This is a genomic window from Sphingomonas parva (ex Maeng et al. 2020) (assembly GCF_004564275.1).
Classification (GTDB): Bacteria; Pseudomonadota; Alphaproteobacteria; order Sphingomonadales; family Sphingomonadaceae; genus Allosphingosinicella; species Allosphingosinicella parva.
In genome coordinates, this window is sequence record NZ_SPDV01000025.1 from 1 (window position 1) to 20,728 (window position 20,728).

The following is a 20,728-nucleotide window of genomic DNA, read 5'->3' on the forward strand; positions in this document are numbered from 1 at the left end:
CCGCCGGCGCGCGGCCCTGGCTGGAGCTGCTGGTCCGCCCGGTCCGCGCAGGCGTCGAGGGCGACGAGGCGCGCGTCGAGTTCGCGCTCGACGTCGCCAACCAGGGTGACGCCCCCGCGCAGGACGTCCGCGTCTCCACCTGGATGTTCCCGGCCGGCACACGCCAGGAAAACGCGATGGAGCGGATGCTGATCGAGCGGGACGGCGACGGGGCACTGCCGCCGACCACGATCGATGCCGGCCACGGCCAGAGGATCGAGGCCAGCGTCGCGCTCAGCCGCGGCGAGATCGGCAGCGACGCGGTCCTGCCTGTCGTGGTCGCCGAGGCGCGCTACCGCCTGCCCGACGGCCGCGAAGGCCGCACCGCCGCCTCGTTCGCGGTCGGCGTTCCGGACGGCGAGGAGCTCGCCCATTTCGACCTCGCGCAGCCGTCCGGCCTACACGAAGGGGTCGAGGCCCGCGCCTTGGGAGAGCCGGAAAGAGTTTGATTCGCGAGAGAGGGAACGGCCGGGGGCGGCCGTTCCCTCAACCCGCCGCGCGGGCGCTGCCGGCGGCCTCCACATCCTCTCCGGCGAGCGCGGCGACGAAGCGGCGGCGCCACCAGACGACGTCCTCGCTGCGCACCGTCTCGATCATGCTGCGCCAGCGGCGGACGCGCTCCTCGCGCGGCATGGCGAGCGCCTGGCGGATCGCGTCGCTGATCTCCTCCTTGCTATACGGATTGACCAGCAGCGCGTCCTTGAGCTGCAGCGCGGCGCCGGCGAAGCGCGAGAGGATGAGCACCCCGGGATCGTCCGGATCCTGGGCGGCGACATATTCCTTGGCGACGAGGTTCATGCCGTCGCGCAGCGGCGTGATCAGCGCGATGTTTGAGGCGCGGTAGAAGCCCGCCAGGTCCTCGCGGCCATAGCCCTGGTTGACGTAGCGGATCGGCACCCAGTCGACCTCGGCGAACTCGCCGTTGATCCGGCCGGAGAGCTCGTCGAGCGTCTCGCGGATCGTCTCGTAGGTATGGACCTCGCCGCGCGACGGCGGCGCGATCTGCAGCAGGAAGACCTCGCCGCGCCGCTCCGCATTCTCCTCGAGGAAACGGCGATAGCCGAGGAAGCGCTCCTCCAGCCCCTTGGAATAATCGAGCCGGTCGACGCCGATGATCGTGCGCCGTCCGTCGGCGCTCTTGCGCAGCCGCTCGCAGGCCGAGCGCGCCGCCTCGCTCGCCGCCGCTTCGCTGAACTCCCGGTAATCGATGCCGATCGGATAGGCCGCGGCATGGACCGAGCGGTCGCCGACATGGATCCAGCCGTCCGGGTCGCAGCGGCCGCCGAGCTCGCGCTCGACATAATTCTGGAAGCTCTCCAGCCATTCGCGGGTGTGGAAGCCGATCACGTCATAGGCGAGCAGCGAGAGAGCGAGATGCTCGTGGTCCGGCAGGGTGGTGAGCAGCCGCGCCGGCGGCCAGGGAATGTGGAGGAAGAAGCCGATGCGGTTCGCCACGCCGCGCTGGCGCAGTTGCCGGCCGAGCGGGATCAGATGGTAATCGTGGACCCAGACCAGATCCTCCGGCTCGATCAGCGGATAGACCGTCTCGGCGAAGCGCTCGTTGACCCTTTCATAGCCGGCGCCGAAACTGCGGTCGTATTCGGCGAGATCGATCCGATAGTGGAACAGCGGCCACAATGTCCTGTTCGCATAGCCGTTGTAATATTCCTCGACGTCCTGCTCCTCGAGATCGATCGTCGCCGAGGTGACGCCTTCGTGGCGCTGGAAGTCGATCTTGCCGGTGAATTCCTCGATCCGGTTGCCCGACCAGCCAAACCAGAAGCCGCGATATTCGCGCAGCGCCGCCGACAGCGCGACGGCGAGGCCGCCCTGCGCCCCACCCTCGCCTTCCGGCTGCGGCGCCGCCACGCGGTTGGAGATGACGATCAGCCGGCTCACCGGATCGCGCTCCACGGCTTCGACAGCATCATCGCGCAGTTGATCAGCCCGACCAGCGAATAGGTCTGCGGGTAATTGCCCCAGAGCTCGCCGGTCTCGAAATCGGTGTCCTCCGAAAGCAGACCCGCCGGAGTCAGACGCTCCAGCGTCCGCTCGTAGAGCGCGCGCGCCTCGTCGCTGCGCCCGGCGAGATGGAGCGCCTCGATCAGCCAGAAGGTGCAGAAGTTGAACGCCGTCTCGGGCAGGCCGAAATCGTCCTCGGCGGCGTAGCGCAGCATGTGCTCGCCGCGCCTCAGCTCGCGCTCGACGGCCTCGAAGGTGCGCACGAAGCGCGGATCGTCGGGCGCGAGGAAGCGCATGTCGACGAGCTGCAGCAGGCTCGCGTCGGTCTCGCCGCCGCCGAAGCTGGCCCCGAACCTCTCGCCCTCGGCGAACCAGGCGTCCTTCTCGATCCGCTCACGGATCTTCTGCGCCCGCTCGCGCCACAGAGCGGCGCGATCGTCGAGGCCGAGCACCGCCGCGGCGTTGGCGAGGCGGTCGCAGCCGGCCCAGTTCATCACCGAGCTGTAGGTATGGACGGCGCTTCGCGTGCGATATTCCCACAGGCCCGCGTCGGGCTGGTCGTGCGTCTCCCAGGCCCGCTCGCCGACCCGCTCCAGCGCCTGGAAATCTTCCACCGTCGCCTTGCGGAACAGCCGCTCGTCGAAGAACGCCTGGACGTTGGAGAGGATGATCTGGCCGTAGGCGTCGTGCTGGACCTGGTAATAAGCGGCGTTGCCGACCCGCACCGGCCCCATGCCCCGGTAGCCGGCCAGCGCCGGCGCCTCCCATTCCTCGATCCTCTTCTCGCCGGACACCGCGTAGAGCGGCTGGATCAGCCCGCCCTTGGCGTCGTCGACGATGTTCCTGAGATAGCCGAGATAGCTTTCCAGCACGTCGAGCGCGCCGAGGCGGTTCAGCGCCTGGACCGTGTAATAAGCGTCGCGGATCCAGCAATAACGATAGTCCCAGTTGCGGCCGCTGTTCGCCGCCTCCGGAATAGAGGTGGTGAGCGCCGCGACGATCGCGCCGGTCTCCTCGTGCTGGCAGAGCTTCAGCGTGATCGCTGCGCGGATCACGACGCGCTGCCATTCGAGCGGGATGGCGAGGCCGCGCACCCAGTCGCGCCAGTCCTCGGTCGTCAGATGGAGCATGGTCGAGAGGGTGTGGCCGACGTTGCCGGTGAACGGCTCGTCGGGGCCGAGGAAGAAATGCTTCGCCTCCTCGAGCCGGAAGGCGCGCCCCTCCAGGATCTGCCCAACCGGCGCATCGGTGGTCAGCCGCATCGGCTGCGGCTTCAGCAGATAGCGTATGTGGTTGGTGCCGCGCGTCGTCGCCGCGTCCCTCTCGCCCCAATTGGTCGCGGGGTTGAGCGCAACGCGCAGCCGCGGCGCGCCGGAGATCGGCCGCACGATGCGGGCGAAGGCGACTGGTCTGTACATACGCCCCTCGCGCTCGAAGCGCGGGCAGAAATCGAAGATCTCGGCCACGCCGCCGTCGGCGTCGGTCAGCCGCGTGATCAGGATCGGCGTGTTGCGCAGGTACGTCTGCTCGACCGACACCTGGTTCTCCAGGCTCATCCGCCACTCGCCGCGCGGAAGGGCCGCCGGCGCAGGCTCGCTCCCGCCGGCGGAGGGCGCCGCGCTTTCGCCGCCCTCGCTCCTCGGGCTCAGCAACGAGCAGAACAGCGGATCGCCGTCGACGCGCGGGGCGCAGGCCCAGACGAGCCCCGCCTCTGAATCGATCATCGCGGAAACCTGGCAATTGCCGATCGGCCACAGATTGAGATCAGGCAATCAGCCCTCCCGAAGCATTCGAAAGCCACGCCGCCACCGCGGCGACATCGTCGAGACGCCAGCGGGCGGCGGTGGCGCGGGCCGGGCCGACGAGTATCCCCGCTCCGCCCAGCTCCGCCGCCGCCGCGAAGGCGTGCTCGTCGGTGAGATCGTCTCCCACGAACACAGGACGCTTACCGGCAAAGGCTGGTTCCCCCATCAGCGTCGCCAGCGCGTCGCCCTTGTTGGCGCCGGCGGGGCGAAGCTCGAGCACCATCTTTCCCGGCTGCACCGAAAGACCGGTGCGCCGCGCCAGCGCCTCGAACAGCGCTCGTGCCTGCGGCGCGCGGTCGGGCGCGCCGCGGAAATGGAGCGCGATACTCGCCGGCTTCTCCTCGACCAGCAGCCCCGGCGTCTCCTCGGCGAAGCGGCGGATCTCGCCGCGTGCCGCGTTCAGCGCCCCGGAGGCGGCGAGCGGCGCCAGCCGCCCGTCGGCGAAGCGCAGCTCGAGCCCGTGCGAGCCGGACATCGCCAGCGTGACCGGGCCGAGATGCCGGTCGAGATCGGCGATCGCACGGCCGCTGACGATCGCGACGCAGCCGCCGAGCCGATCGGACAGCCGCGTGAGCAAGGGGCGGAGATGCCCCGGCACGCGGATCGCGTCGGGCGCCTCGGCAAGCTCGACGAGCGTGCCGTCGAAATCGAGGAACAGGGCCGCGCCGTCGAGCAGGTCGCTCGGCGGTGGCCGGAGAATATCAGCCATGAGCCCCCGTTGGCCGCAGACGCGGCGAATCTCAAGCGCCGTCCGCCGGGCTTTCGCTCCCGTCCGCTTTGGCTTTAGGATCGTGCGAGGGGGGAACAGACGATGCGCTCGGGACCGGACACGCCAGGGGACGCGCCTCGATGCCGCCGCCGCTGATCGCCGCCGGCCCTCTCGGGGTGGGCTATCGCCCGGCCGACGAGGCGGACCTCCCCTTCCTGTTCGGCGTCTATGCGAGCACGCGGCTCGAGGAGCTCGCCCAGACCGGCTGGCCGGCGGAGATGCAGACCATCTTCCTTCGCCAGCAGTTCGACGCCCAGCACCATCACTACCGCACCTATTATTCGGAGGCCGAATGGCTGGTGGTGCAATGGCGCGGCGCCGACGTCGGGCGCCTCTATTTCGAGGAATGGCCGAGCCAGGTCCGGATCATCGACATCGCCCTGCTCCCGGCGGCGCGCGGCCATGGCCTCGGCGCGGCGATCCTCCAGGACATGCTCGCCCTGGCCGCTGGCCTGAGCAAGGCCGCCTCGATCCACGTCGAGAAGAACAATCCGGCGATGCGCCTCTACCGGCGGCTCGGTTTCGCGACGGTGGAGGACAAGGGCGTCTACGATCTGATGGAATGGCGGGCTGAGTCGGCTCCGGGGGAGCCAACCTAGCGCGCCATCGCGCCCCCCTGGGCTTCCTCCGGGGAAGCAAGCCCGGCGCGCCATCGCCTCAAGGGAGAGGGGGTTGAGACCCTCCCCCCGGCGCCCTGGCGGAGATCAGTTGAAGATCGCCTCGTAGCGCACGCCGCGGGCATCGCGGGCGACGGGAACGAGGAAGATGTCGCGTTGCTCGCCGTCGCGGCTCAGCGCATAGATCGCCTGCGGCAGCACCGGCGCCGTCGGCCCGACGAACTCCAGCCGGAAGCCGCCGCCTTCGCGAACCGCCTGCGGCAGGGGCTGGACCAGGTCGAGGTGGAGCACCAGTCCCTCGGCCGCGCCGACCGAATAGTCCTCGCCCACGGCGAAATCGTCCACGGTGAGATCGGACATCGGTCAGGCTCCGGCCAAAGGGATCACTCGAGTGTCTCGCTGGGATCGACGCCCCAGATATGCTCGGTCCGGATGAAGCCGCTGCGGCGGCCGACGTCCAGCCGGCACCAGCCGTCGGCGCATTTCGAGATCACGCCGACCACGCCCGGCTCGGCGCGGTAGCGCACCTTCGATCCGGCATCGGGCGTCACGTGCATCGGCCGAGGCTCGCTGCCGGTGACCAGCGCCGTGCGCTGGTCCTTGAGCAGGCGCTGCAGCATCCAGCCGGTCTCGCCGGTCGGGTCCTGCACCTTGCGCCAGCTCGGATAGGTCTCGATCACCTTGATCGGCAGATCGGCGCGCATGTAGAGCCAGGTCGCCGGGTAATTCTGCCCCGGCCCGGTCCGCATCATGGCCTTGGTGGCCTGGATCGACGCCCAATAGGGCGTCTTGCGCTCCGGCTGCGCCTCCGCCGAGGTCACGCTCAGCCCGAGGACCGCAAGCAATGTGAGCGCCAGCTTGTTGCGCATGATCGATTACTCCTCGGCTTCCCCTTAGGCATGAGCCTGCGCGGGGTTCAACACTCATCTGGCTTGACGCTGCTCGGCAGCGGGACATAGCGAACCGCCATGCCCAGCGCCCGCCCTCGCCTTCTCGTCACCCGCCGGCTTCCCGAGAGCGTCGAAGCGCAGATGCGCGCCGAATTCGACACCGAGATCAACGCCGGCCCCCCGCTCGACCGGGCGCGGCTCGCCGAGGCGCTGAAGGGCTGCGACGCATTGGCCTGCACGGTCGGCGACCCGCTCGATGCCGAGATGCTCGCCGCGGCCGGCGAACGGCTGAAATTGCTCGCCAATTTCGGCGTCGGCGTCGATCACATCGATCTCGCGGCGGCGCGCGCGCGCGGCATCCTGGTCAGCAACACGCCCGACGTCATCACCGACGACACTGCCGACGTCGCCCTGGCGCTGATCCTCGGCACCCTGCGCGGCCTCTCCTCGGGCGAGCGGATGCTCCGCGCCGGCGGCTGGGGCGGCTGGGGCCCGACCAGGCAGATGGGACGCAGCCTCACCGGCAAGACGCTCGGCATCGTCGGCATGGGCCGGATCGGCCTCGCCGTCGCGGTGCGCGCCCGCGCCTGCGGCATGCGCATCCATTATCACAATCGCACCCGCGTCGCGGCGGAGACGGAGCGCGCGCTCGCCGCCGACTATCGCGAAGACCTCGACGCACTGCTCGCCGAGGCGGACGTGGTCAGCCTCAACTGCCCTTATTCGCGCGAGACCCACCATCTGATCGACGCCCGCCGGCTCGGCCTGATGCGCCGCGATGGCTTCCTGATCAACACGGCGCGGGGCGCTATCGTCGATCAGGAGGCGCTGATCGCCGCGCTCGAGCAGGGCACCATCGCCGGCGCCGGTCTCGATGTCTATCCGAACGAGCCCCATGTCGATCCGCGGCTGATCGCCCGCGACGACGTCATGCTCCTCCCCCACCTCGGCTCGGCGACCGTCGAGACCCGCATCGCCATGGGCGAAAAGGTCCTCGCCAACCTCCGCGCCTGGGCGAGGGGCGAGGAATTGCCGGACAGGGTGGCCTGATCCCTCATTCTCCCACGCCGGACGGCGCGGCCCCCTCCATGCGGCGCCGCTTCGGCCGCATCCGGGGGATGCAGCCAGGTGCCGCATCCCCGGAAGACAGAGGGATTTCGCTGACCTTGGCCCTCTCCCTTTTGGGGAGAGGGAGGGACCCGCCGCAAAGCGGTGGGAGGGTGAGGGCCAGCCTCAGTCGCCCGTCGTGATCCGCTCGACGAGCTGCTTCACGGTGGGCACGAAGCCGTTCGAATAGAACGGGTCCTTCTTGAAGCGGAAGGCGGCGTGGCCGGCGAACATCAGGTTGTGGTCGACGGGCCCGCCGTGGGCGATGTCCTGTAGCGTCTTCTGGATGCAGAAGGAGCGCGGGTCGGCGAGGCGGCCGGTCGAGTTCTTCTCATTGTCCGCCCAGGACGAGAAGGCGCATTGCGACAGGCAGCCCATGCAGTCCTGCTGGTCCTTGCGGATCTGCACCTTGTCCTCGGGCGTGACGAAGACGAGCGTGTCGTCCGGCGTCTTGAGGCTCTCGGTGAACCCTTGCGCGAACCATTCCCGGGCGTGGAGCAGGTCGCCGCGCGTCACCCAGAAGTTCTTCTTGCCGCCGACGCCGACGTCGAGCTGGAAGGCATGGTCGCCGATCGCTTCCTTGGTGAAGGCGATCTGGCGCTGCGAGCGCGCCTCCAGCGCGCGCAGGAACGGGTTGCGCACCGCCGAGCTGTAGAAGCCGGTCGGAGAGAAGCGGTGGAGCAGGACGTCGCCCTCCTCGAGCGTCATCAGCCGCTGCTTCCACTCCTCGGGAATCGGGCTCTCCTTGGTGAGCAAAGGCCGGGTGCCGAACTGGAAGGCGATCTGGCCGAGCTCCGGATTGTCGATCCAATGCTCCCATTCCTTCAAATTCCAGACGCCGCCGGCCATCACGATCGGCACCTCGTCGGCGATGCCGCCCTGGCGCATCGTCTCGCGCAGCTCCTTGACCCGCGGATAGGGATCCTGCGGCTGCAACGGGTCCTCGGCGTTGGACAGGCCGTTGTGGCCGCCGGCCAGCCAGGGATCCTCGTAGACGACGGCGCCGAGCCATTCCGGCACCTTGGAGTAAGCGCGCTTCCACAAGGCGCGGAAGGCGCGGGCCGAGCTGATGATCGGCAGATAATAGACGCCGAACGAAGCGGCGATCTCGGACAGGCGATAGGGCATGCCCGCGCCGCAGGTGACTCCGGTGACGAGGCCCTTGGTGCGCTCGAGCGTGCCTTCGAGCACGCGCTGCGCGCCGCCCATTTCCCAGAGCACGTTGATGTTGATCGCGCCCTGGCGGCCGCCGATCTCATAGGCGCGCTCGACCTGCGCCACCGCACCGTCGATCGCGTAGCTGACCAGCTCCTCGTGCCGCTCGCGGCGGGTCAGCGCGTGGTAGACCTGGGGAATGATCCGCCCCTCCGGATCGTAGCTGTCCGCATTGACCGCCGAGACGGTGCCGATCCCTCCGGCCGCCGCCCAGGCGCCGGAACTGGCATGGTTGCTCGCCGAAACACCTTTGCCGCCCTCGACCAGCGGCAGCACTTCGCGGCCGCCATAAAGGATCGGCTTGACACCCTTGAACATCGTTCCTCCGAAATTGACGCGCGCGCTATACGCGGACTTGGCGGCAATTGCGCCAAAAATCATGCCCTGCCGGGCGTGAACGCGTTGGACCTGCCGATCGCCTCACCGTAGAGCGCGGCATAGCGCGCGATCATCGCCTTTTCGTCGTGCTCGGTCCGCGCTTTCTCGCGATTGGCGAGGCCGATCGCGCGCCGGAGATCGGCCCGCTCGGCCAGCGTGTCGAGCGCCGCCGCGAACGCGGCCTCGTCCTGCGGCGCGACGATCAGCGGCCGGTTGTCGCGCGCCACCATGTCGGGAACGTCGCCGACCGCGGTCGCGACCACCGGCAGGCCGGCGGCCATCGCCTCGATCAGCGAGATCGGCGCCTGCTCGCTGTCCGATGAGAGCGCGAAGATGTCGAAGGCGCCGATCCAGCGCGCCGGATCGGCTCGAAAACCGGGCATCTCGACCCGCGCGGCGACGCCCAGGCGGCGCGCCTCGGCGGCGATCCGCTCGCTCTCCGGCCCCTCGCCGACGATGACCAGGCGGGCGCCGCCGCTGCGCATCGCGGCGAGCGCACGCACCAGCCGCGGCAGGTTCTTGACCGGCCGCAGCCCGGCGACGGTGCCGATCACGATCGCCTTGCCTTTGTCGGCGAGGCCGACCAGCGCCGGCTCGGGCGCGAGAGCGTAGCGCGCGGTGGCGATGCCGTTGGCGATCCGCACGATCCGGGCCGGCGGCTGCTTCCACGCTTCGGCGGCGATCGCGGCGAGCCGGTGCGACGGCACCACCAGCCGGTACGCTGCGCCCAGCGCCGCGCGGCGCCACAGATTGCGGCGCGGCTTCAGCCTTTCCGCCTCGTCCTGGTTGAAGCCGTCCTCGTGGTGGACGAGCGGCGGCCCGCCGAACAGCCGCCGCGCCATCACCACGTCCATCGCACCCCAATTGTAGCTGAGCACCAGGTCGAAGCCCCGCAGATAGCGCGCCAGGCGACGCAGGCGGAGCGGGGTTGGCCGGCCGGTGAGCGGCGGTGCGTCGGCCGGAAAGGAGACGGCGATGCCGGGCGCGAGCGCGGCGCGCGCGCCGGTCTCGCCCGGCGAGGCGCTCAGCACGACATGCTCGACGGCGTCACCGAACGCGTTCATCAGGCGCACCGCGCGCGCTTCCTTGCCGCCCAGCGAGAAGGTCGAATGAGCGTGAAGGATACGGACCGGGCGCGGCATGGCGGCCTTATGGCGCAGCCGCCCTGCCGGGGGAATCGAAACCTGTCGCCCCCCTGCCCGCGCCCGGTGAAGCCCAAAATTAACCTGTTCCGGTGCATCTCGGGCCCGACAGCATCGTGCCGGTGCTTCTGCCAGCGTCTCCGGGGAAGAGCACTCAGGCTCAGATGATCCACGACCAGAACAGCTTCAGGGATGCGGGCGAGAGCGCCGCGGAGGCCGCGCTCGCGGAAAGCCGCCGCCAGCTCGCCACCCTGATCGGCAATCTTCCCGGAATCGTCTATCGCTGCGGCACGGCGCCGCCCTGGGCGCTCGATTTCGTCAGCGACGGCGTGCTGGCGATCACCGGCCATCCCGCCGCCGAGTGGATGGCGGGCCGGATCTCCTGGGCCGACATCGTCCACGCCGACGACCTGCCCCGCCTGTCCGACGAGATCGAAGCGGCGGTCGCGGCGCGCCGTCCGTTCTGTGCGACCTACCGGATCCGCCACCGCGAGGGTGAATGGCGCTGGCTGATGGAGCGCGGCCAGCCGGTCGCCGGCGCCGACGGCACCCTGTTCCTCGAGGGCTTCATCGCTGACGTCACCGAGCAGAAGCAGCTCGAGGCGTCACTGCAGCGCGAGGCGCAGCGCGTCTCGGCCAGCGTCACCGCGGTGCTCGAGAATACGCTCGACCGCGTCTATTCGCTCGATAGCGCGCTGCGCTTCACCTACGTCAACGCGCGCTTCCGCCAGCAACATGCCGAGGAGCCGGAACTGATCGGCCGCTCGATCGCCGATCTGCTGCCCGGCTTCGAGGACACCGATTTCGGCCGGGCCTATCGTCGCGTGATCGACACCCGGGTCGCCGAGACGATCGAGGCGCATTATCCGCCGGTCGACCGCTGGTTCGAGGCCCATGTCACGCCGACCGAGGGCGGCGTCACCGTCTTCTACCGCGACGTCACCGAGCGCAAGCAGGCCGAGAAGGCGCTGCGCGACAGCACCGCCCGCGCCCGCTCGATCCTCGATTCGGTGCCGCAGATCGTCTTCTCGACTGACGCCCGCGGCCAGCTCGACTACCTCTCGCCCCAGTGGCAGGCGCTCACCGGCCGCGACAACAATGCCGATCTCGGCACCGGCTGGATGAAGGCGGTCCACGGCCAGGACCGCCGCAAGGTGCGCGCCGCCTGGGCGCGCAGCATCGCCGGCGGCCGGCTGCTCGATGTCGAGATGCGGCTGCGCGACGCCGAAGGGAGTTTCCGCTGGGTGCTGCTCCGCGCCTCGCCGCGGCGCGCGGAAAGCGGCGAGATCGAGCGCTGGTTCGGCACCTGCACCGACGTCAACGAGCGGGTCGTCGCTCAGGCCGCGCTCGAGGAGAGCGAAGCGATCACCCGCTCGATTCTCGACGCGAGCCCCGATTGCATCAAGTTGCTCGATGCCGACGGCCGCATCCTGTTCGTCAACCCGCTCGGTCCCGCCGCGGTCGATCTCGACGACAAGATGCAGCTGATCGGCCGGCGCTGGGTGAATTTCCTGCTCCCCGAGACGGCGCAGATCGCCGCCGACGCGCTGGACCGCGCCCGCGGCGGCGAGACGGTCAATTTCACCATGCCGCACCCGACCCACAAGGGCCGGCCGAAATGGTGGGACATCGTCGTCACCCCGGTGAAGGGCGCCGAAGGTGCCCGCATCGTCGTGGTCGCGCGCGACGTCACCCACCAGAAGCAGTCGGAGGAGCAGGTCCGCTGGGCGGCGAACCACGATCCGCTCACCGGCCTGCCCAACCGCCTGCTCTTCCAGGAGCGGCTCGACCAGCTCGTCACCCGCGACGAGCGGCTCGATCGCTTCGCCCTGCTGTTGCTCGATCTCGACGATTTCAAGCGGGTCAACGATTCGCTCGGCCACGACGCCGGCGACATCCTGCTCTGCGCCTTCGCCGAGCGGCTTCGCGCCGCCGTCCGCGCCGAGGATTTCGTCGCTCGCCTCGGCGGCGACGAGTTCGCCGTCATCGTCTCCGGCGCGCAGGGCGAGGAGCAGGTGACCAGCGTCGCGGATTCGATCCTGTCCGAGCTTCGCCGCCCGCACATTCACGCCGGCCGCGTCCTCGATTGCAACGCCAGCATCGGCGCCAGCCTCTTCCCAAAGGACGGCCGCAGCCGCGCCGAGCTGCTCAAGCACGCCGACATCGCCCTCTACGTCGCCAAAAGCTCGTGGCGCGGCAATCTGCGGCTGTTCCAGCCGGCGATGCGCGCCGACATGCAGAACCGCGTGTCGATGCTCGCGCTCGCCCGCAACGCGCTCGAGAAGGACCTGATAATCCCCTTCTACCAGCCGAAAGTCGATCTGCGCAGCGGCCGGGTCGCCGGCTTCGAGGCGCTGCTGCGCTGGCGTGACCCCCGTCGCGGCATCCAGGCGCCGAACACGATCGCCGCGGCGTTCGAGGACATCAACACCGCCGCCGAGATCAGCGATCGGATGATCGCCAAGGTCGTCGCCGACATGAAGGCCTGGACCGCGGCGGGCGTCGATTTCGGCCATGTCGCGATCAATGCGGCCGCCGCCGAGTTCCGCAAGGGCGGCTTCGCCGAAGCCCTGCTCGCGCAGCTGGACGCTGCCGGCGTCGGCGCCGACAAGGTGCAGGTCGAGATCACCGAGACGGTGTTCCTCGGCCGCGGCGCCGATTGCGTCGAGCGGGCGCTCAAGACGCTCAGCGAGGCCGGCGTACGCATCGCGCTCGACGATTTCGGCACCGGCTACGCCTCGCTCTCGCACCTCAAGCAATTCCCGGTCGACGTGCTCAAGATCGACCGCTCGTTCGTCGCCGAGCTGGGCGAGAATGACGACGCCGCCGCGATCGTCCGCGCGGTGATCAACCTCGGCCGCAGCCTCGAGATCGAGGTCGTCGCCGAGGGCATCGAGACTGAGGCCCAGGCGTCCTGGCTCACCGAGGGCGGCTGCCACCTCGGCCAGGGCCATCTCTACGCCCCCGCCTCCGCCGCCGCCGAGGTGAAGCGCCTCCTCGCCCGCCTGAACGCCGCCCGCCACGCCGCCTGACGGCAGGCCGCCCGCCGATCGGCCACGCCGTCACCCCGGCTAGGATCGGGGTCTCAGGTCGCGAATAGGCCGGCGTCAATCTGCCGCGAGTCCCGGCCTCAGGCGCGGTGAAACAGGATTGGCCTTCAGGCTAACCCGGGAGTCCCGCGGCAGCGCCGCCATCGTTCTTCCACGCGAAGGCGCGAAGAGCGCGAAGCCGCGCGAAGGCTTCGTGCAAGCAACGAGGACCCCGCAAGACCGATGCGCCCGTGCAAGAAAGGGCACGCGTCGCGTGCGCTATTCGACCGGCGCAACCAGGTTAACGCGGCTTGGCTGCCCCCGCAGACCCTTCGCGCCTTGGCGTCCTTCGCGTCATCGCGTGAAAAAGCGATCGCGAAGCGCCTCGGCTTCCCCGGTTATCCGCCTGCGCTCTTCCCTATCGAAGCGCCTCAGCAGTCCGCCGCGTCCCCGCGAGCGAGGAGGCGATCGATCGCGTCGAGGGCGATCGGCTCGTCGAGGGTCGGGGCGTGGCCGACGCGGGGGACGGTGACCGCCTCGAGCGACGACACCTCTGCGCACATCCGCTTCACCGTCTCCTCGCTGAGCAGGTCGGAGAGCTCGCCCCGCACCACCAGCGAGGGGACGCCGTCGAGGCTGCGGAACGCCGGCCAGAGGTCGAAGCCCGCCTCCCCCGCCGGCATCTTGAACGGCTCGGCGAGCCGCATGTCGTAATCGAAGACGATCCGGCCGTTCGGCGTCAGCCGACACACCCTCTTGGCGTAGACCAGCCATTGCTCGAGCGGCCAGTCCGGATAGCGGTCGCTCTGCATCTCGCACAGCGCGCGCGCCGCGTGCAGCCAGGTCGGCCAGCTCTGCGAGCGGCCGACATAGGAGCGGATGTGCTCGAGCCCGCGCGTCTCGAGCACCGGGCCGATGTCGTTGAGCAGCGCCGCGGCGATCCGGCCGGAGTCGCGCTGGGCGAGCAGCATGGTGATCAGCCCGCCGAGCGAGGTGCCGAACAGCACGAAGCGGGTCAGGCCGAGCGCGGCGATCAGCGCCTCCATGTCCTCGACATAGACCGGCGGCACGTACAGCATCGGATCCTTGCTGTGCTCGCTCTGCCCGCGCCCGCGCAGGTCGACGCAGATCAGGCGGCGTCGGCCGGCGAGCCGCTCGGCAACCCCTTCGAAGTCGCGGGCGTTACGCGTCAGCCCGGGGATGCAGACGATCGGCGGGCGCGCGGCGTCTCCGGCATAATCGCGATAGTGGAGCCGGAGGCCGTCGCTTGACGACCAGTAACCATCGGACCATCGCGCCATGCCATCCCCTTCATTGCCACGGCCCCATATTCACTGATGCCCCACCGCCCGCAACCCAGCTCTTACACCCCCGCAACCGCGATCCTCGCCCTCGGCGACGCCTTTTACGATCCCGTCGCGCCGGCCGATTTCCCCCGGACGATCCTGAGGTTCCGCAACCAGCGTTGGGCCGAGGCGGTCGGGCTGGGCGATCTCGACGCCCAGGCCTGGCTCGCGCATTTCGGCCGCTTCGCGCCTTTGCCCGACAATCTGCCGCAGCCGCTGGCGCTGCGCTATCACGGCCATCAGTTCCGCGTGTACAATCCCGACATCGGCGACGGCCGCGGCTTCCTCTTCGCCCAATTGCGCGACGCGCCGGGCCGGCTGCTCGATCTCGGCACCAAGGGCTCGGGACAGACGCCGTACAGCCGCTTCGGCGACGGCCGGCTGACGCTGAAGGGCGGCGTGCGCGAGGTGCTCGCCACCGAGATGCTCGAGGCGCTCGGCGTCGAGACGTCCAAGACTCTCTCGCTGATCGAGACCGGCGAGGCGCTCGACCGCAACGACGAGCCCTCCCCGACCCGCGCCGCCGTGCTCGTCCGCCTGCAGCACAGCCACATCCGCATCGGCACCTTCCAGCGCCTCGCCCATTTCGGCCTGGAGGACGAGATGCGCACCCTCGTCGATTACTGCCTGCGCGAATATTATGGCGAGGAGAGCGGCGAGGACGGGTCGGCGCGGCTGCTCGCCCATGTCGTCGGCAAGACGGCGGCGCTCGCCGCGTCCTATATCGCCGCCGGCTTCGTCCACGGCGTGCTCAACAGCGACAATATCGCGATCACCGCCGAGAGCTTTGATTACGGCCCGTGGCGCTGGACGCCGTTCTGGGACGGCTTCTTCACCGCCGCCTATTTCGATCACGCCGGCCTCTATTCGTTCGGCCGCCAGCCCGAGGCGATCCACTGGGACGTCGTCCAGCTCGCCCGCGCCCTCACCCTTGTCGCCGACGCGGACGCGCTGACCCCGTCGATCGAGCAATTTCCCGCTTTGTTCCAGGCGGCGCTGACCGCCAGCCTCTTCGCCCGGCTCGGCATCGCCGCGAAAGGCGAGGAGAGCGACGCGCGGCTGCTCGTCGCGATCGAGACCGCGCTCGCCCAGAAGACGGTCGAGATCGACCGCTTCTTCTTCGACTGGCGCGGCGGCCGCCGGCGCGGCCCCTCCCCGGCCGACGAGGCCTATCGCGACGAGCTCTTCGTCGCGGTCGCCGATCTGCTGCGTGGCTACAGTCCGGTACCGGGCGCGACCGACCATCCTTACTGGTCCGACGCGGCGCCCTGCTCGATGCACATCAACGAGGTCGAGGCGATCTGGAGCCGCATCGACGAAGCCGACGACTGGTCCGCCCTCGAAGCCAAGGTCGCCGCCGTCCGCCGCATGGGCGAGGCTCTCGCGACTTCCTAATCCTCCCTGTCCGCGAAGCGGACGGGGAGGGGGACCGCGCGGAGCGCGGTGGAGGGGCACGCTTGTGCCCTGCACCGACCTGCCCCTCCACCGCTCGGCTTCGCCGAGCGGTCCCCCTCCCCATGAAGCTTCGCCTCACGGGGAGGATTGACCGCATCCCGCAAAAATGGTGCTTCAGCCGCCATGACCAGCCTGACGTCCCATGAACCCGCAACCGGTACGCTTCTCTGGACCGGCGACAGCGGCGATCCCGATGCCGAGATCGCGCGGGCGCGCGGCGCCTGGGCAGCCTGGGCGGCGCGCCCGCTCGCGGTCCGGATCGAGACGATGCGGCGCTTCGCCAACGTCGTGCGCGGCCAGAAGGACCAGTTCGCCGATCTGATCGCCCGCGAGACCGGCAAGCCCCTGTGGGAGAGCGCGACCGAGGTCGACGCGGTGGTCAACAAGGTCGACATCTCGGTCTCGGCTTATTCGGAGCGCACCTCGCAGCGCCGGCTCGAGGGCGCGCTCGGCGCCCGCGTCGCCGTCCGCCACAAGCCGCACGGCGTCCTCGCCGTGCTCGGCCCGTACAATTTCCCGGCGCACCTTCCCAACGGCCACATCGTCCCCGCCCTGCTCGCTGGCAACGCGGTGGTGTTCAAGCCTTCGGAGAAGACGCCCGCGGTCGGCGAGCGGCTCGTCGCCCTGCTCCATGAGGCCGGGGTGCCGGAGGACGTCGTCCGCTGCGTCCAGGGCGGCCCCGATGTCGGCCGCGCGCTCGCCGCCCATCCGGGGCTCGACGGCCTGCTGTTCACCGGCTCGGCCCGCGCCGGCCTCGCCCTCCACCGCCAGTTCGCCGAGACGCCGCACAAGATCCTCGCGCTCGAGATGGGCGGCAACAACCCGCTCGTCGTCTGGGACGCGCCCGACATCCATGCCGCCGCGGTGATCGCCGTCCAGTCGGCCTTCCTCAGCGCCGGCCAGCGATGCACCGCCGCCCGGCGGCTGATCGTGCGCGACGGCGGCCATGAGGAATTGCTCCAGGCCATCGTCCGCCTTTCCGAGCGGCTGATCGTCAACCATCCGCACGCCAATCCGGCGCCCTTCATGGGCCCGGTGATCGACGCCGCCGCCGCCGATCAGCTGCAGGAGGATTTCCTCGCCCTGCTCACCCGCGGCGGGCGGCCGATCAAGCATCTCGAGCGCTCGGCCGACGACCGGCCGTTCCTCACGCCCGCGATCATCGACGTCACCGACGTCAAGGAGCGGACCGACAGCGAGATGTTCGGCCCGATCCTCCAGGTGATCCGCGTGCCCGATTTCGACGCCGCCCTCGCCGAGGCCAATGCCACCCGCTACGGCCTCGCCGCTTCGCTGGTCGGCGGCAGCCCGGCGCTCTACGACCGCTTCTGGGCCAACATCCGCGCCGGCGTGATCAACTGGAACAAGCCGACCAACGGGGCGCCGTCCAATGCCCCGTTCGGCGGCATCGGCCTCTCCGGCAACCACCGCCCGAGCGCGTATTACGCCGCCGATTATTGCGCCTATCCGGTCACCAGCTCCGAAGCCGAAGCGGCCCGCGCCAGCATCGGCGTCGGCCTGGCAGATCCCTACGCGGCGAACGAATTGGAAGGTTAAATCTTTTGGATCGAGCATAGCTTGCATCACGGGTAGCGCGCTGACCTCTAATCTACACCTAGGCACCTAGTACTGTGTCCAGAACGGTTGTAATTCTTTATTAACTTGGCATGCGAGCCGTGGACATGTGTAGCATACGGAAAAAGACCGCTTCCCTCCTGCTCAAACAGAGAACGAATCATGGATGAAGATCACAAGAGCGAGCGCGACCGCAACCAACTGCCTGATCTTGCAAATCGCGGTATATTGGTGTGGATATGGCTAGGACTCTTGACATCTTACATATCCACTTCGGCCATCTTTGCAGGCCAAATCCTCAACGGCCTTGACAGAAAAGTCTCATCATACGACCAATTTACGGCTGCAGGAATCATCAATGCGTACGCGATGGCACCAGCCTTCCTACTTGTCCTTGGGTGGCTAACGCTTTTTCAGTTTACGATCCGAATTTTCGATCTACTTCTCGGATATAGATCCCCTTGGCAAGCAGACGAGACGCAAGAGGCAACCCTTCACCGTAGTCTTGTACGGGGACCGTTTAAACTATCAATTGCCCTCTTGATGATGAGCTGGGCGATAACCCTTCTGATCTCCGTCCTGCCCACTATATTCATCTATACGTAAGCATGCCAATTCGGCTTGGACACTAATGATGCCCCGTGGGATCTGGAGCATAGTCTGGGTTGTGACAGTGGGCGCGGCCGCGATGTCGGCATACCTAGTGGCGCTTAATGTCAGCATCGAACGTAGTGCGGTCGCGAGCCTGGAAAAAAGGATCGCACGAGAGAAGATGCTAATTGCGCAGCTCAAACGGCTTCACGCGCCGAAGCGGGTCTTTCCCGCACCAACCCCTAGACAGATAGTTTGCGTGTTCGAGCTCGATAAGAGCGGCCGACTGTCTTCTCTCCAGATCCTCTCGAAGCAGGACCCTCGAACGCCCAATGCGCCGATCTTGGTCGCGGTGCCCGCGCGCCTTGTCCCGCCAGAAGCGCCGGGCAAAGGCGTGATTGGTGTTTTGAAAACCACTCCGTACGACGCACTTCTCTTAATCGGATCAGAAGATGTCAAAGGGACATTCAAGCTCGCTTCAAATGAACCGGTACCGGAGTATGCCATTGACGGGATTGTACGGGGCACCTCCTTCGCTTTCTCGCTTCCGAGCCGCACGACCGTCCGGCGCCTTTTGACTATCCCCTTTTCAGACGGGTCTTCCGCCCGCGCCTGCAGCACAACCCGCCTCCGTATTCCGCCCGGGTTTAAGGTTATAGAGGAGGGAACGACGATCGAGGCGCTACGACCTATCGAGCGCGTGATACCGTATTCTGAAGCGGGAACGAAAGCACTCGAAGTACTGCTACCTACCAGCAACTTTGGCGAATTCCTTAAGGGATCCGCGATAAACTTCGTCTCGATCCTTGCTGCGGCAGTGGCAGGAATTCTCGGCAGCGGATTGCGGCCCAAAACCTATAGAAACGTCGTATTGGGGTACTCCGCCGCATGCGCGGCTTACCTCGTAAGCGGCCTCTACGCAGCGATGAGCGGCTACTTCGGCTTTGCCGACGAATTGACCAACTTGGCCACGGGAGTAGCCAGTTTGGCACTCGCATGGGTACCTTACCGCCTGCGCTACATCGGCTTGCGCGACCCCAAACCGCGTCCGCCGCACCCGCAAGCACCTGTCTAACTCTTGTGCTAGAGGCACGCTGTAGCACCTTCCGCCGCAGCTATGGGATGGTCGTCACCCACGAATCTCCGGCATCCGGTGCTCGTCCACCAGGTCGCTGAACCGCGTGATCTTCGCCTCGAACTTCAGCGTCACCGTGCCGGTCGCGCCGTGGCGCTGCTTGGCGATGATCACTTCGGCGCGGCCGTGGACCTCCTCCATCGCGCGCTGCCATTCCTCGAAGGCGGCGACGGCATTGGCGTCGTCGCCGGCCTGGGCCGAGGCTTCCTTCGGCTTGGTGAAATTGACGTAATATTCCTCGCGATAGACGAACAGGACGATGTCGGCGTCCTGCTCGATCGAGCCGGATTCGCGAAGGTCGGAGAGCTGCGGGCGCTTGTTCTCGCGGCTCTCGACCTGGCGGCTGAGCTGGGACAGCGCCATCACCGGCACGTTCAGCTCCTTGGCCAGGGTCTTGAGGCCGCGCGAGATCTCCGAAATCTCCTGCACGCGGTTACCGTCGGTCGATTTGCCCGAGCCCTGCAGCAGCTGGAGATAGTCGACGACGATGAAGCCGATGCCGCGCTGGCGCTTGAGGCGCCGGGCGCGGGTCCTCAGCGCCGCGATGGTCAGGCCCGGCGTGTCGTCGATGTAGAGCGGCAGGCTCTCCAGCTCGGCGGCGGCGCGGGCGAGGTTGCGGAAATCAGCCTGGCTGATCTTGCCCATGCGCAGGCTCTCGCCGCTGATCCCCGAATTTTCGGCGAGGATACGGGTGGCGAGCTGGTCGGCCGACATTTCGAGGCTGAAGAAGGCGACCGGCGCGCCGGCCGATTTCTTCGGGTCGATGCCGTCGGCGAGATCCTGGACGTAGCGCTGGGCGGCGTTGAACGCGATGTTGGTGGCGAGCGAGGTCTTGCCCATGCCGGGACGGCCGGCGAGGATGATCAGATCCGAATGATGCATGCCGCCGGTGCGGGCGTTGAAGCTCTCGAGCCCGGTGGTGACGCCGCTGAGGCCGCCGCCGGTGTTGAGCGCCTTCTCGGCCATCTGCACGGCCATCCGCGTCGCCTCGGCGAAGCTCTTCACCTGGCCCTCGTTGCCGCCTTCCTCGGCGACTCGGTAGAGCGCCGATTCGGCCTGCTCGATCTGGCCCTTGGGATCGACGTCCTCGCTGGTGTCGAGCGCCTTCTCGACCATCTCGCGGCCGACGCCGATCAACGCGCGCAGCAGAGCGAGCTCGTAGATCTGATCGGCGAAGTCGCGCGCGCCGATCACCGCGGCGCCGCTGCCGGTCAATTGGGCGAGATAGGCCGGACCGCCCAGCTCCTTCATCTCCTGGTCGGCCTCGAACAGCGGCCGCAGCGTCACCGGCGAGGCGATCATGTTGCGGTCGATCATCTTCAGGATCTGCTCGTAGATCCGGGCGTGGAGCGGCTCGTAGAAATGATCGGGCCTGAGCCGCATCTGCACGTCCTCGGCGATGCGGTTGTCGATCATCAGCGCGCCGAGCAGCGCCGCCTCGGCCTCGACGTTGTGCGGAAGAGTCGGAGCGCTGGGCGCGGGCGCATCGGCGTCCGCGAGCCGGAGTAGAGTTTCAGCCATGGCCGCAGTGTAGCCGCAGCGGGCCGGATTCCCTAGCCCGCGCGGGCAATTAGATGTGGACGCGCTGTGGAAAAGCCGGGTCCTCGAGCGCTCCGGATTGCGCCGCGGCGGACGCGCGCGGCGCTTCCACCGGGCGCGATCAGGCTCTAACA

Annotated in this window: 16 protein-coding genes; 7 read left to right on the forward strand and 9 right to left on the reverse strand. The window is 68.3% G+C overall.

Annotation, left to right across the window (positions count from 1 at the left end):
• Nucleotides 1-488 (forward strand): hypothetical protein (locus E2493_RS21265; protein ID WP_167737519.1); only part of this gene is annotated, 488 nt, incomplete at its 5' end.
• 37 nt (nt 489-525) lie between these two features.
• Here the strand turns inward: E2493_RS21265 and otsA are convergent.
• Genes otsA through otsB form a run of 3 tightly spaced genes read right to left on the reverse strand, consistent with a single transcriptional unit; the run spans nt 526 to nt 4,515 of the window.
• Nucleotides 526-1,938, reverse strand: coding sequence for an alpha,alpha-trehalose-phosphate synthase (UDP-forming) (gene otsA / locus E2493_RS13115; protein ID WP_191992999.1), 1,413 nt, complete (start codon nt 1,936-1,938; stop codon nt 526-528).
• Nucleotides 1,935-3,725, reverse strand: coding sequence for a glycoside hydrolase family 15 protein (locus E2493_RS13120; protein WP_191993000.1), 1,791 nt, complete (start codon nt 3,723-3,725; stop codon nt 1,935-1,937). The genes otsA and E2493_RS13120 overlap by 4 nt, the downstream gene beginning before the upstream one ends.
• 40 nt (nt 3,726-3,765) lie before the next feature.
• Nucleotides 3,766-4,515 (reverse strand): trehalose-phosphatase, encoded by a 750-nt coding sequence (otsB, locus tag E2493_RS13125; RefSeq protein WP_135087503.1) that lies wholly within the window; start codon nt 4,513-4,515, stop codon nt 3,766-3,768.
• 140 nt (nt 4,516-4,655) lie between these two features.
• Between otsB and E2493_RS13130 the strand changes: the two genes are divergently transcribed.
• Nucleotides 4,656-5,174, forward strand: a complete 519-nt coding sequence (locus tag E2493_RS13130; protein WP_135087505.1) for a GNAT family N-acetyltransferase — start codon at nt 4,656-4,658, stop codon at nt 5,172-5,174.
• A 105-nt stretch (nt 5,175-5,279) separates the two neighbouring features.
• Here the strand turns inward: E2493_RS13130 and E2493_RS13135 are convergent, their stop codons facing one another.
• Together E2493_RS13135 and E2493_RS13140 are read right to left on the reverse strand one after the other, a co-directional pair.
• Nucleotides 5,280-5,552: a DUF6916 family protein gene (locus tag E2493_RS13135; protein WP_135087507.1), complete on the reverse strand. Its 273-nt coding sequence runs from the start codon at nt 5,550-5,552 to the stop codon at nt 5,280-5,282.
• Nucleotides 5,553-5,575: 23 nt separating this feature from the next.
• Nucleotides 5,576-6,061 (reverse strand): SH3 domain-containing protein, encoded by a 486-nt coding sequence (locus tag E2493_RS13140; protein WP_135087509.1) that lies wholly within the window; start codon nt 6,059-6,061, stop codon nt 5,576-5,578.
• Nucleotides 6,062-6,160: 99 nt separating this feature from the next.
• On the opposite strand from E2493_RS13140, the gene E2493_RS13145 reads away from it, so the two are divergent.
• Nucleotides 6,161-7,132, forward strand: a complete 972-nt coding sequence (locus E2493_RS13145; protein ID WP_135087511.1) for a 2-hydroxyacid dehydrogenase — start codon at nt 6,161-6,163, stop codon at nt 7,130-7,132.
• Between the two features lie 183 nt (nt 7,133-7,315).
• Here E2493_RS13145 and E2493_RS13150 read toward each other — a convergent pair whose 3' ends face one another.
• Together E2493_RS13150 and E2493_RS13155 are read right to left on the reverse strand one after the other, a co-directional pair.
• Complete coding sequence (locus tag E2493_RS13150) at nt 7,316-8,722, reverse strand: NAD(P)H-dependent flavin oxidoreductase (RefSeq protein ID WP_135087513.1); 1,407 nt, start codon at nt 8,720-8,722, stop codon at nt 7,316-7,318.
• Between the two features lie 59 nt (nt 8,723-8,781).
• Nucleotides 8,782-9,924 carry a glycosyltransferase family 4 protein gene (locus E2493_RS13155; RefSeq protein WP_135087515.1) on the reverse strand — a complete coding sequence of 381 codons (1,143 nt, stop codon included), beginning with the start codon at nt 9,922-9,924 and terminating at the stop codon, nt 8,782-8,784.
• Between the two features lie 164 nt (nt 9,925-10,088).
• Here E2493_RS13155 and E2493_RS13160 point away from each other — a divergent pair, with 164 nt between their 5' ends.
• The gene (locus E2493_RS13160; protein ID WP_135087517.1) at nt 10,089-12,956 is read left to right on the forward strand and encodes an EAL domain-containing protein; all 2,868 of its coding nucleotides are present in this window, start codon (nt 10,089-10,091) and stop codon (nt 12,954-12,956) included.
• 428 nt (nt 12,957-13,384) lie between these two features.
• Here the strand turns inward: E2493_RS13160 and E2493_RS13165 are convergent, their stop codons facing one another.
• Entirely contained in the window at nt 13,385-14,254 is an 870-nt protein-coding gene (locus tag E2493_RS13165; protein ID WP_135087519.1) for an alpha/beta fold hydrolase, read from the reverse strand.
• A gap of 36 nt (nt 14,255-14,290) precedes the next feature.
• Here E2493_RS13165 and E2493_RS13170 point away from each other — a divergent pair, with 36 nt between their 5' ends.
• The 3 genes from E2493_RS13170 (at nt 14,291) to E2493_RS13180 (ending at nt 18,995) form a co-directional block, all read left to right on the forward strand.
• On the forward strand, nt 14,291-15,694 hold the full coding sequence (locus tag E2493_RS13170; protein ID WP_135087521.1) for a protein adenylyltransferase SelO family protein: 1,404 nt from the start codon (nt 14,291-14,293) through the stop codon (nt 15,692-15,694).
• Between the two features lie 183 nt (nt 15,695-15,877).
• A complete protein-coding gene (gene astD, locus E2493_RS13175) occupies nt 15,878-17,311 on the forward strand; it encodes a succinylglutamate-semialdehyde dehydrogenase (protein ID WP_135087523.1) in 1,434 nt (477 codons plus the stop codon).
• Nucleotides 17,312-18,179: 868 nt separating this feature from the next.
• Nucleotides 18,180-18,995 carry a hypothetical protein gene (locus E2493_RS13180; protein ID WP_135087525.1) on the forward strand — a complete coding sequence of 272 codons (816 nt, stop codon included), beginning with the start codon at nt 18,180-18,182 and terminating at the stop codon, nt 18,993-18,995.
• Nucleotides 18,996-19,049: 54 nt separating this feature from the next.
• Here E2493_RS13180 and E2493_RS13185 read toward each other — a convergent pair whose 3' ends face one another.
• Nucleotides 19,050-20,576, reverse strand: a complete 1,527-nt coding sequence (locus E2493_RS13185; RefSeq protein WP_135087527.1) for a replicative DNA helicase — start codon at nt 20,574-20,576, stop codon at nt 19,050-19,052.
• Between the last annotated feature and the right edge of the window lie 152 nt (nt 20,577-20,728).